At 40.3% G+C, this 13,096-nt stretch carries 10 protein-coding genes and 1 other annotated feature; of the genes, 8 read left to right on the top strand and 2 right to left on the bottom strand.

Translation table 11 applies throughout. From position 1 onward, the window contains the following. Window positions 1–70: 70 nt before the first annotated feature. A complete protein-coding gene (locus PGP85_RS20405; protein ID WP_010743245.1) occupies window positions 71–1,423 on the bottom strand; it encodes an aspartate kinase in 1,353 nt (450 codons plus the stop codon). Window positions 1,424–1,739: 316 nt separating this feature from the next. Here PGP85_RS20405 and PGP85_RS20400 point away from each other — a divergent pair, with 316 nt between their 5' ends. The 8 genes from PGP85_RS20400 (at window position 1,740) to radC (ending at window position 12,690) form a co-directional block, all read left to right on the top strand. After that, window positions 1,740–3,461, top strand: a complete 1,722-nt coding sequence (locus PGP85_RS20400) for a septation ring formation regulator EzrA (protein ID WP_010743246.1) — start codon at window positions 1,740–1,742, stop codon at window positions 3,459–3,461. Between the two features lie 137 nt (window positions 3,462–3,598). Then, the gene (locus PGP85_RS20395) at window positions 3,599–4,741 is read left to right on the top strand and encodes a cysteine desulfurase family protein (protein WP_010743247.1); all 1,143 of its coding nucleotides are present in this window, start codon (window positions 3,599–3,601) and stop codon (window positions 4,739–4,741) included. A gap of 96 nt (window positions 4,742–4,837) precedes the next feature. Beyond that, window positions 4,838–6,046, top strand: coding sequence for a tRNA uracil 4-sulfurtransferase ThiI (gene thiI, locus PGP85_RS20390; protein WP_010743248.1), 1,209 nt, complete (start codon window positions 4,838–4,840; stop codon window positions 6,044–6,046). 188 nt (window positions 6,047–6,234) lie between these two features. Continuing rightward, window positions 6,235–6,870: a redox-sensing transcriptional repressor Rex gene (locus PGP85_RS20385; protein WP_010743249.1), complete on the top strand. Its 636-nt coding sequence runs from the start codon at window positions 6,235–6,237 to the stop codon at window positions 6,868–6,870. Between the two features lie 33 nt (window positions 6,871–6,903). Then, window positions 6,904–7,117, top strand: a binding site (T-box leader). A gap of 110 nt (window positions 7,118–7,227) precedes the next feature. Further along, on the top strand, window positions 7,228–9,867 hold the full coding sequence (locus PGP85_RS20380; protein WP_270329074.1) for a valine--tRNA ligase: 2,640 nt from the start codon (window positions 7,228–7,230) through the stop codon (window positions 9,865–9,867). Window positions 9,868–10,053: 186 nt separating this feature from the next. Continuing rightward, complete coding sequence (locus tag PGP85_RS20375; protein ID WP_270329073.1) at window positions 10,054–11,367, top strand: bifunctional folylpolyglutamate synthase/dihydrofolate synthase; 1,314 nt, start codon at window positions 10,054–10,056, stop codon at window positions 11,365–11,367. Next, entirely contained in the window at window positions 11,354–12,013 is a 660-nt protein-coding gene (locus PGP85_RS20370) for an HAD family hydrolase (protein ID WP_270329072.1), read from the top strand. Before PGP85_RS20375 ends, PGP85_RS20370 begins: the two co-directional genes overlap by 14 nt. Window positions 12,014–12,063: 50 nt before the next feature. After that, window positions 12,064–12,690 (top strand): RadC family protein, encoded by a 627-nt coding sequence (radC, locus tag PGP85_RS20365; protein WP_270329071.1) that lies wholly within the window; start codon window positions 12,064–12,066, stop codon window positions 12,688–12,690. Here the strand turns inward: radC and PGP85_RS20360 are convergent. Next, window positions 12,632–13,096 (bottom strand): zinc ribbon domain-containing protein (locus tag PGP85_RS20360; protein WP_270329070.1); only part of this gene is annotated, 465 nt, incomplete at its 5' end. The genes radC and PGP85_RS20360 overlap by 59 nt on opposite strands.

The raw sequence follows: 13,096 nt of genomic DNA, 5'->3' as shown, positions 1-13,096 counted from the left end.
AAACGAAAAAGGTAGCAGGTGCCAATCAGCACTTGCTACCTTTTTAAGTATTGGTTTATTGGATATATGGTTAATCAAAGAATGTATAGTAGAGGGAACGAACGGCCAAACGTTCTTGTTCGCTGCGAATCGCGAAGATGATACTGCGTTCATCAGCTCCTTGGGAAATCATCCGCAAGTTAACATTTTTACGTGCCAGAGCAGCAGTGCTGTCTGAAGTAGTGCCAGGTCGTTCTCGCATACCCTCGCCAACTAATGCCACGACAGATAGCCCGTGTTCGATTGACAATTGATCGGGTTGAATCTGTTCTTCTATCTGTTTCATTAGCTCGGCTTCAATATCCCGAGTTAACTGACGTTCCCTTAAAATGATCGAGATGTCATCAATTCCTGAAGGCATGTGTTCGAAACCAATGTTTAAATCTTCAATGATTTGCAGGATTCGCCGAACGATCCCGACTTCTCGGTTTAATAAATATTTTCCGATAGTAATCCCGCAGAAGCCGCCATCGCTGGCAACCCCAACGACCTCATTCCGAGTTTCATCTTCAAAGGACTTCTTAATCAAGGTTCCTTGACACTCAGGATTATTGGTATTTTTGATGATGACGGGAATTTGTGCTTTAAAAGCCGGCATCAGCGCTTCATCGTGAAAAACGGTAAAACCTGCGTAAGTTAATTCACGAATTTCTCGATATGTGGCATATTCAATCAGTTCTGGATCGTGAATATATTTTGGACTGGCAGCAAAAATACCATCGACATCAGTAAAGTTTTCGTAGAGATCCACTTTCAAACCTGCTGCGACGATTGAACCGGTAATGTCAGAGCCGCCCCGCGAGAATGTACAAAGATGTCCATCCTTCGTGTAGCCGAAAAATCCAGGGATGATCAAAATTTCTGATGAATCATGCCATTGATAAATTTTTTCATAGGATTCGTCTAAAATCCGAGCGTTTTGCGGTTCGTTGGAAACGGTGATACCTAATTCTTTTGGATTAATGTAGCGAGCCTTAGTCCCGCCTTTTTGAAAACAAGCAGCAACTAATTGTGCATTCAAGTTTTCTCCGCTGGCTAAAAAACTGTCTAAGGCATAAGGATCTGTCTCATTAAAATTTTCTTGCAAGTGCTGTAGTTCAGCAGTAAATTTTTTTTCAATATCGTCATCTACGTGAAATTCAGTTGCGATTTCTGTGTAGCGGGCAACGATCTCGCGAATTAACGTTTCAGTTTCATGTTTGTATAAAACAGCATTGTAAAATTGAATCAATAAGTCGGTGACTTTTTTGTCTTTATTGGTTCGCTTTCCTGGAGCTGAAACCACCACGAAACGACGCTCGGAGTCGTCAGTAACGATCTGTAAGACTTTTTTTAGTTGTTCAGCTGAAGCTACTGAGCTTCCGCCAAATTTAATCACTTTCACTTTAATCACCTCTTATTTTAATGTGGCTTTAATATTATCTGAAAAGTCGTACAATTTCAAGAGGATTCGTCGCTTTCACGAATAGAAAATTTTATAAAATTACAATATTCTTAAATTTATAGTAATTGAAGCGATCTCCAAAAAATGCTAGTATGAGGAGTGACTGTGCGATAGGCATTTAAAAAACGAATTCGAAACTAGCTAGTGAAGAGAAAAGTCTTTTGTGTTATAATCTACGTTAGATGTTTTCGCCAAAAACAGGAAATAGTGGACCATTAAATAAACTGAATCTTGATAGTTGAAAGGAAAATCATACATGGGAAGTAATGTAATCATAGGGATCGTTATCGGCTTAGTCATACTGGCTGCCGTTTTATACTTGATTGGTTATCTGATGAAGAAAAAGAATCAAGAACGCTTAAAAGAACTTGATAAAAGGAAAGAAGCGTTATTCGATCTTCCCGTTGTGGAAGAAGTCGATGAAGTGAAGAAAATGCACCTTGTCGGCCAAAGTCAGAATACTTTCCGTGAATGGAATCAAAAATGGACGGACGTTTCGACAAAATCTTTTGCGGAATTAGAAAGTCAAATTTTTGAAGTTGAGAGCCAAAATGAAACCTTCCGTTTTATGAAGGGCAAATCAGCAATCGAAAGCGCTGAACGTACGATGACTGAGATGGAAGAAGAAGTTGAAGGCATTCGCGCTGGATTGAAAGAATTGCGTGAAACAGAAGAACGAAATTCATTAGCTGTTCAACAAGCACTGGATGTTTTTGAAGAACTGAAAAAGGATATGAAGGAAAAGAAAGACAACTTTGGTCCTGCTTTACCGGAAATCCAAAAGCAAGTGAAGAATGTTGAAATCGAATTTACACAATTTGTGACTCTGAATACCTCCGGTGATCCGATTGAAGCCCGTGAAGTGCTAGACGAGGCTGAGAAGCATACCTATGAAGTTCAAGAAATGATGCAAAAAGTTCCAGCTATTTATGAAGATTTAGAAAAAACTTTCCCAAGTCAAATTGATGAGTTAGAAAAAACTTACAAGAAGATGATGGCAGAAAATTTTGTTCTACCTGAAGATAATTTTGAAGAACGTTTAGGGCAAGTAAAAAAACACTTGGAACGTTCATTAGAGGATTTAGAGAAAATTGAATTAGGTACAGTGGAAACAGCGAACAAAGAAACTGCTGAGTTGATTGATGATCTATATGCAACGCTAGAAAAAGAATTTGAAGCGAAAAAATATGTTACGACGAATCGTAAAACGATTGGTGAATACATTGCTCACGCTTCTCGCAACAATCATCAGCTGATGGTTGAATTGGATCATACTTCTCAAAGTTATGCATTGAATAATAATGAGTTGGGACGTGCCCGCGGTTTCCAAACAGAGATCGAAGAATTAGAACGTCGCAACCGCAACATTGAACCGCAGATTGACAAACATGAGCTGCCATATTCAGAGGTTCAAGTCTTTTATAAGGATGCTTTTAAAGTCTTAGACGATATCGAAACCAAACAAGTTGAAATAGACGAAGACTTGCACGATTTGCGCAAAGGTGAAAAAGAAGCCTCTGCCAAAATCGAAAAATATGAATTCCGCTTACGTAATTTGAAACGCTATGTAGAACAACAGCGTTTACCTGGGTTGCCAGGCGACTACTTAGAATTTTTCTTCGTAGCAACAGATCGTGTAGAGGAATTAAGCAAATCATTGAATAAGATTCGAATCAACATGCAGGACATCAACAAACTGGTCAGCCTTTGTGATGAAGACATGGAAATGTTGGATCAAAAGACCTATGATCTAGTTGATGCAGCAGCTTTGACCGAACAAATGATGCAATATGCGAATCGTTATCGCCATACACATCCTGACATCAAAACTGCAATTGAAAATAGTCTAGAGTTGTTTAACAAAGAGTATCGCTATCAAGATGCTTTGGACGAAATTGGTACAGCGTTAGAACGTGTTGAACCAGGCGCATTCAAACGAATAGAAGATTTCTATTTCAATAACCGAGATTTAGTTTAAGCTGAGCGACCTGCTCGGCTTTTTTTTTGCGAATTATTGACGATAGTTTATGAAACTCTTCTTATTTGTAAGGAATACTTGAAGACTTGTGGCTTTCTCGCTATAATAGGAAAGAATTTTTGAAGGAAGGTCAGATAATGATTTATTTTGATAATAGTGCAACGACCGCAATTTATCCGTCGGCACTTGATACATATGTAAAAACTAGCCAGCGCATCATGGGGAATCCTTCAAGTCTGCACGACTTAGGAACCCAAGCGAACCGTCTACTGCAACAGGCCCGCAAGCAAATTGCGGAGCTCTTGAGTGTTCAGGATAATGAAATTTATTTTACTAGCGGCGGCACGGAAGGCGACAACTGGGTTTTGAAGGGAACGGCAATCGAAAAAAGAGACTATGGCAATCATATTATTATTTCGAGTGTTGAACATCCAGCAGTCAGCAGAACAGCTCAACAATTAAACGAACTTGGATTCGAGGTCAGTATCGCACCAGTTGATAGTAAAGGCTTCGTTCAGGTTGATAAACTAGCTGAATTGATTCGGCCTGAAACAATTCTAGTTTCTGTTATGGGCGTTAACAATGAGATGGGAGCAATCCAACCAATTGTAGCAATCAGTGAAATCTTGGAAGATTATCCAACGATTCATTTTCATGTGGATGCAGTGCAAGCCATCGGAAAAGTTGATCAAGCGAAATGGTTAACACCACGTGTTGATTTTGCCACTTTCTCTGCACATAAATTTCATGGGCCGCGCGGTGTTGGCTTCATTTATTGGAAAGCTGGCAGAAAATTAGCACCATTATTGAACGGTGGCGGGCAGGAGAATGGGCAGCGTGCGACGACTGAAAATCTTCCTGGAATCGTAGCTATGAGTCGTGCTTTACGTTTACATCTTGAGAGAAAGGCAGAACGGCCTAATCACACAGCGATTATTCGCCAGTATTTGAAAGAGGCCTTAGCCAGTTACGATAAGGTAATGATTTTTTCTGGGGATGAGAACTTTGCTCCGCATATCTTGACGTTCGGTATTAAGGGGATACGTGGAGAAGTATTGGTTCATGCATTGGAAGAAAAACAAATCTTTGTTTCTACTACTAGTGCCTGCTCTAGTCGGAAAAAGGTCGACAGTTCAACCTTACATGCCATGAATGTTCCACACGATGTTGCGACTACAGCAATTCGTGTAAGTTTGGATGAAGCGAATACGATGGCTGAAGCAGAACAATTTATGGTGATAATCAACCATCTCTACGAAAAATTTTCAAAGATAAATTAAACGCGAATATCGCCAAAGTCGATTGTTTTGTGAAAAGACTGGCAGATTATTTATAGTTTAGAAAAGAATATGGTAAAACGAATGAGGAGAATGACTGTGCAATATACTGAAATTATGGTGCGCTATGGGGAGTTATCGACAAAGGGGAAAAATCGTCGTAGTTTCATCATGCGACTCGCTCAAAATGTTCGAAACGCTCTGGGTGAATTTCCAAATTTAAAAATTCAAGCGGATCGTGATCGGATGCATATATTATTAAATGGTGAAGATAGCCGCTTAGTATTTCCAAAATTGAAAAAGGTCTTTGGAATTCAAAATTTTTCACCAAGTATTCGGGTTGAAAAAAACTTGGATGCTCTTGAACAAATGACCCATCAAATCATGCAAGAAATTTACACTGGGAAAGAAACATTCAAAATCACGGCCAAACGCAGTGATCATACCTTTGAACTAGATAGTCATGGTTTGCAGCAATTTTTGGGTGACGCTGTGATCGATATTTTCCCAGAAATCAAAGCTCAAATGAAACGTCCGGATATCAATTTACGCGTGGAGATTCGTCAGGACGCAGCCTATCTTTCTTATGAGACGATCAAGGGAGCAGGCGGGTTGCCAGTTGGTACTAGCGGCCGCGGTATGTTGATGCTGTCTGGTGGGATTGATTCACCGGTGGCGGGCTATTTAGCGATGAAACGTGGAGTCGAGATTGAAGCAGTTCATTTTGCAAGCCCACCATATACTAGCGAGCAGGCCTTACAAAAAGCTAAAGATCTAACAGAAAAATTGACCCCATATGTTGGCGGAATTCAATTTATCGAAGTCCCATTTACAGAGATTCAGGAAGAAATAAAAAAACGCAGTCCGCAAGGCTATTGGATGACACTGACACGTCGAATGATGCTGCGTTTGACAGATGCGATTCGTGAAATGCGCCATGGTCTAGTGATCATTAATGGGGAATCATTAGGACAGGTAGCCTCGCAAACGTTACACAGCATGGTAGCGATCAACGAAGTGACAACAACACCAATTATCCGGCCAGTTGTAACGATGGATAAGACAGAAATTATCGAATTGGCGGAAAAAATTGATACTTTCGAATTGGCGATCCAACCATTTGAAGACTGCTGTACGATCTTTGCACCGCCGCAGCCGAAGACACGTCCTAAATTGGAAAAAGTTTTGGAATTAGAAGAACGTTTTGATATTGAAGGCTTAATGGCACGTTGCTTAGCAGGAATTAAGATTGAAGAAATTACTCCTGCACAAGCAGAGAGAGCCGAAGAATTTGCGGACTTACTATAAAATTTTTGAGCAGGAAAGGACACTTTCTTGCTCTTTTTTTGTCAAAAGATTGTTATTGATTTTTTTCCATGTTAAAATCATTTATGTGAAGTAATTAACAAAGGTGTGGATTCCACGTTTTTGCTTTGGCAGAGTGGTTCTAAGCACGAACTGTTTTTATTACCCTAAAACGAACAAGGAGAACAAACATGGAGCGGATAATTGAAAAACCTCAACTATCAAAAGCAACGACAAAAAGATTGTCATTGTATTTGCGTTGTTTAAAAGGATTGGAAAAGAATGGTGTTACCCGCGTCAAATCTTCTGAGTTAAGTAAAATGACGCAAGTCGGGTCCGCGACGATTCGACGAGACTTTTCTCATTTCGGTGAACTTGGACGCAGCGGTTACGGCTATGACGTTAGCGATCTGATTAAGGTTTTCAGCGATATGTTAGAAACAAAAGAAGAAAAGCGGATTGCATTGATTGGTTGCGGTAATTTAGGACAAGCTCTTTTAAATAATAATTTTCGCCGCAATGAAAACTTGAATATTGTCTGCGCTTTTGACAATGATCCAGAAAAAGTTGGAAAAGAAATTTGCGGCTATTACGTTTATTCAATTGATGAGATGAATGATGTTTTGGCAAAAGAAAAAATTACTGTAGCCATTTCTACTGTTCCAAGTCAAAATGCACAAGGGGCGATTGATCAAGTAGTTGCCAATGGGGTCACTGCCATTTTGAATTTTGCGCCAGATCCCTTGAAGGTTCCGGAAAATGTTCATGTACATTATATTGATTTAACATCAGAATTGCAGACGCTGATCTATTTTGATGGACAGTAGGACTTTACAAGTTTCTGACTTCATTGTAGAATGATTCATACGATGATCAAGAGGAGTACATGAGCAACGAAGTCTTAGAGAGAAGATGCCTGGCTGAAACATTTTCACTTTGACTCATGGAAGGTAGCTTGGGAGTTTTGCGAGCTGAATCAAGTAGGAGCGCACGGCACATGCCCGTTATGGCATGAAAGAGCGGCAGAAAATTTTTCTGCAATTTAGGTGGTACCGCGTATTTTACGTCCTAGAACACACTTGTGTTCTAGGACTTTTTTTGTGAGTCTCACTAAATGTAAGAGTCATTATTTAGTTAAGCAAGCTTTAGATAATTTTCGAAACAATTAATTAGGAGGAACATCTATGACTGAAAATTTACCAACAAAATTCAATCCGCAGGAAGTCGAAGCGGGTCGCTACCAAAAATGGTTGGACCAAGATTTGTTCAAGCCATCAGAAGATAAACAAGCAAAACCCTATTCAATCGTTATTCCGCCCCCAAACGTAACGGGGAAATTGCACTTAGGTCATGCTTGGGATACAACATTGCAAGACATGATTATTCGTCAAAAACGGATGCAAGGTTTTGATACTCTATGGTTGCCTGGAATGGATCATGCGGGGATCGCGACGCAAGCAAAGGTTGAAGAAAAATTGAGAGAACAGGGCATTTCGCGCTATGATCTTGGTCGCGAAAAATTTGTTGATCAGGTTTGGGAATGGAAAGAGGAATACGCTGGACATATCCGCGAGCAATGGGCGAAGTTAGGTCTGTCGCTTGATTATGGTCGTGAACGCTTCACACTTGATGATGGATTGTCTGATGCTGTTCGTAAAGTATTCGTTTCTTTGTACGAAAAGGATCTGATCTATCGCGGTGAATACATCATCAACTGGGATCCGCAAGCTAAAACAGCCTTATCTGATATCGAAGTTATTCATAAAGATTTAGAAGGCGCCTTTTATCATGTTTCTTATCCGTTAACGGATGGCAGCGGTGTATTGGAAATCGCAACTACTCGTCCTGAAACGATGCTAGGAGATACAGCTATTGCGGTTCATCCGGATGACGAACGCTATCAAGATTTAATTGGGAAAACAGCAATCTTGCCGTTAGTTGATAAAGAAATTCCGATTATTGCGGACAGCTATGTGGATCGCGAATTTGGAACGGGCGCGGTGAAGATTACACCTGCCCATGACCCTAATGACTTTGAAGTTGGTAACCGTCATGACTTGCCGCGAGTGAATGTGATGAATGCAGACGGCAGTATGAATGAGCTTGCTGGAAAATATGCCGGCATGGATCGTTTCGCCGCTCGTAAAGCGATTGTCGCTGACTTAAAAGAAATCGGCCGTTTGATTAAAGTTGAAAAAATGGTTCACAGTGTTGGACATTCAGAAAGAACCGGAGTGGTCGTTGAACCGCGTTTATCTACGCAATGGTTCGTAAAAATGGGACCACTTTCTGATCAAGCAGTTAAAAATCAAGAGACCGACAATGCGGTAGAATTCTTCCCACCGCGCTTCAATAATACCTTTATGACATGGATGGAAAATGTTCACGACTGGGTAATCTCTCGTCAATTATGGTGGGGACACCGTATTCCAGCTTGGTATCACAAAGAAACTGGTGAAATGTATGTAGGCATGGAAGCACCAGCCGATAGCGAGAATTGGGAGCAAGATCCAGATGTCTTGGATACGTGGTTCAGTTCAGCCTTATGGCCATTTTCTACGATGGGCTGGCCGAATGAAGAGAGCGAAGATTACAAACGTTACTTCCCAACAAGTACATTAGTTACTGGCTACGACATTATTTTCTTCTGGGTTAGCCGAATGATTTTCCAAAGTTTGGAATTCACCGATGAACGTCCATTCAAAAACGTTTTGATCCACGGATTGATCCGTGACGAGCAAGGCCGTAAGATGAGTAAGTCATTAGGCAACGGGATTGATCCAATGGATGTCATTGAAAAATATGGTGCCGATGCATTACGTTGGTTCTTATCAACTGGTTCAGCACCGGGTCAAGATGTTCGTTTTAGTTATGAAAAAATGGACGCGGCTTGGAATTTCATCAATAAAATTTGGAACGCCTCTCGTTTCGTAATTATGAATGTTGAGGACTTTAGCGCGGAAGACATTGATTTTTCTGGTGAAAAGACTGTCGCCGATCGTTGGATTCTGACGCGTTTGAATGAAACCATCGAAAAAGTAACCAATCTGTTTGATCAATTTGAATTTGGTGAAGCGGGACGTCAATTATACAACTTTATGTGGGATGACTTCTGTGACTGGTATATCGAAATGAGTAAAGAGATTCTTTACGGTGAAGACGAAGCTGCGAAACAAACAACTAAGAGTATTTTGATTTTTGTATTGGATCAAACACTCCGTTTGCTGCACCCAATCATGCCGTTTGTGACGGAAGAAATCTGGGCGAAGATTCCTCATATTGGTGAATCATTAGTCGTGGCTGATTATCCTATAGTTCATCCAGAAAACAACGATGAATCAGCTGCCAAAGGGATGGAAGTCTTGAAAGAATTGATCCGCTCTGTTCGTAATATTCGTGCGGAAGTAAATACACCACTTTCAAAACAAATCACTTTATTGATTAAAACCAGTGATCTGAAAGTAGAGGAATTCTTGATTGAGAATACCAGCTACATCGAACGCTTCTGTAACCCGGAAGAATTAGTAATCGCAAGTGATATCATTGCGCCGGACTTGGCGATGTCTGCTGTATTGACTGGTGCCGAAATTTATCTGCCGTTAGCTGGTTTGATTAATATTGAAGAAGAAATCAAACGTTTAGAAAAAGAACTAGCAAAATGGAGCGGCGAAGTGAAACGCGTACAGGGTAAATTAGCCAACGAACGTTTTGTCGCGAACGCGCCTGAAAATGTCGTTGCTGAAGAACGTGCGAAGGAAAAAGACTATTTAGAAAAACAAGCAGCGGTTCAAGAACGAATCGAAAGCTTGCGGACGATTTCTTAAAAAGAAAATGGATAAAATAAATGAGTGTGGTCTTACTGAGGCCGCACTCATTTTTTTGATAGCAGGATTTCCTTTTTATAAATTTATTCTCTTTTGCGGAATTTCATCTGCGCTTAACAATCTTTCTTTGATAAACTTTGCTATACTAGAGGCATGCAAAAAATGTTGTAAATGAGGCGAATGATTATGACGATAGAAGAAGCGATTGCTTGGATTCACAGTCGGCAAAAATTTGGGTCGCGCCCTGGTTTAGACCGTGTTCAAGCCTTATTAAATAAAGTAGACAATCCAGAAAAAAAAGTATCCGTGATTCATATCGCCGGGACGAACGGCAAAGGCTCGACTGTAGCTTATTTGCGGAGTATCTTGATGGAGGCTGGAATAACCGTTGGAAGTTTTACCTCTCCTTATATTGAAGAGTTCAATGAGCGGATTGCCATTGATACGAAGCCTATTCCAGATATTGAACTGATCCATTATGTAGAAAAATATCAGCCGATTGTAGCTGAACTAGATCAAGACCCTGCAATTGGCGGGATCACTGAATTTGAAATTTTAACCGCAGTCATGCTTGATTATTTTGCGGAAAAAAAGGTTGATGTCGCAGTTGTCGAAGTAGGACTAGGCGGGTTGCTTGATTCAACCAATGTGGTGGAACCGATTTTAACAGCAATTACGACTATCGGTTACGATCATATGGATGTTTTAGGCGATACCCTGCATGAGATCGCGCAGCAAAAGGCGGGCATTATTAAAGAAAATATTCCAGTTGTGACTGGGAAAATCGGCAAAGGGCCATTGATTGAAATTGTAGAAAAGGCGGTGACTGAAACGGCCAAAATCTACCGCTACGGCGAGGAGTACCAAGTAGACTACTTGCGTCCAGATACAACTTGGGGAGAATTATTCAATTTTACGGATGAGGCGGGCAAACTTACTGCGCTCAAAGTTCCGTTATTAGGGCGTCATCAAGTTGAAAACGCTGGTGTCGCGATTGAACTATTTCATCTATATTGTGAGCAGCAGGGGTTGCCATTCGAAGAAAAAACGATCCAAAAAGGCTTAGCGAAAGCGCATTGGCCTGCTCGGATGGAAAAAATCAGCGACGAACCGTTGATTGTGATGGATGGCGCCCATAATGGGCATGCCATGAAGCGTTTGGTCGAAAATGTAAAACGCGAATTTCGCGGCTATACGATTAAAATCCTTTTTTCAGCATTAGAGACAAAAGATGTTGATCGGATGTTGGCTTTGCTCTCAGATATTCCCAATGCACGAATCTATCTAACGACATTTGAATATCCGAAGGCATTAGATCTTAGTCGTTTTGATAAATTAGATAGCCGCTTTGAAGTTGTGTCACTCTGGCAGTTTGGATTAGGAGAATTGTTAGAGGATATGGGATCAGATGATTTACTATTAATTACAGGATCACTGTACTTCGTTTCTGAAGTACGTCAATTACTATTAAACTTGGGAGGTACGAATGAAAAAAGTTAAGGGAATTATTTTTGATATGGATGGTTTGTTGTTTGACACGGAATCGATTTATTGTGATGCGAATTTAGTAGTGGCTGAAAAATATGATCTTCCTTTTACTGAAGAAACATATGCACGTTTTATCGGTATCTCGGATGAAGAAGTCTGGGCGGAATTGCACAAAATGTTTGTTGACCATGGTAAAGAGACCGTCCAAAAGTTCATTGATGAGAGTTGGGGAATGGCCCATGATCGTTTCAAAACAGGGAATGTCGATTTGAAACCAGGTGTCCACGAACTGCTGGCTTATTTAGAAGAAAAAGAAATTCCGCGCGTATTGGCATCCAGCAATGTCCGTCCTGTGATTGAGATTCTATTAGAACATGCCGGGATTCGCGACAAATTTTCTGATATCATTTCGGCAGAAGATGTAAAATTTGCTAAGCCTGATCCAGAAATTTTTATGATTGCTGCTGACCGGCTAGGAATTGCTGCTGCTGACGGCTTAGTCTTAGAGGATTCGAAAAATGGCATTCTCGCTGCAGAAGGAGCGGGTGTCCCGGTTGTGATGGTTCCGGATATTGTTCCGCCAACCGCTGAGATAAAGGAAAAAACAGAAGCTGTTTTACCGACGCTGCATGAGGTAATCAACTTTTTAGAAGCATAATAATAGACTCCTTTGCGTACTTTAATGAAAAGTAGGCAAAGGAGTTTTTTATGGAAAAGAGTTTATTACTACAGGAGCTGCCAGAAAGTTCATGGCCGCGAGAACGATTGCTGCGAGAAGGCGAGAAACATTTATCTGATCAAGAACTGTTGGCAATCATTCTGCGGAATGGATCACGGCAGCAAAATGTTATGGAGTTGGCAGGCAGTATTTTACGTGAATATCCGGCACTTTATGATCTAAAACATACAACGCTGCAAGAATTACAGCAGTTTAAAGGAATCGGGGAAACACGTGCAATTGAATTGAAGGCGATGATGGAGTTTGGGTATCGGATCAACCGAGCGTTGCAGCCGAAAATGGGCAAGATCCAGTCTAGCTTATCTTTAGGCCAGCATTTGATCACAGAGCTGAAGGATTATCAACAAGAACATTTAGTTGCGCTCTTTTTGAATACTAAAAATGAAATCATTTTACAGAAGACGATTTTCATCGGTTCATTGAACCAGTCAATCGCGCATCCACGGGAGATATTTCGCGAGGCCGTTCGGATAAGTGCCGCACGGGTAGTTTTAGGTCATAATCATCCCTCTGGAAACTATAAGTTGAGCAATAAAATTATATTAAAAAAGAAACGTCTATATTTCCGTCTTTATCAATCTCTATTTTATCTATAACCGATCGCCATATGGATTGTTTATCTTCAGCGGTAGAATTATTATATATTTCTAAAAACTCATCTGAAAGAAAAAAATCAATCATTTTAGTATTGGTCGGCATCGGGATTATTTTTATTGATTCCAGTTCATTAATCAATTTTTGTCTGTCCTCTTTATATTCTTCTAACTCGATTATTTCGTTTAAGTATGCTTTTTTCAATCTATCTAGTTTGACTTCAATTTTTCTTTTATTATCCAATTTTGGTTTTTGTTTATTCCGATCTTTATCAAAGTTGATTCTTGTTTGAGCTAGTACATATCTGGTTTGATTCAATATGTACTGCTCCAATTGGTTTTCGTAAACGATACGTTTGTTATCGCAGCGTAATGTATTATTTCTTCTCTTAGCACAACGGTAACCACA

The sequence above is a fragment of the Enterococcus malodoratus genome (genome assembly GCF_027659535.1).
Lineage (GTDB): Bacteria > Bacillota > Bacilli > Lactobacillales > Enterococcaceae > Enterococcus_A > Enterococcus_A malodoratus.
This window is presented reverse-complemented; position numbering and strand designations above follow the sequence as displayed.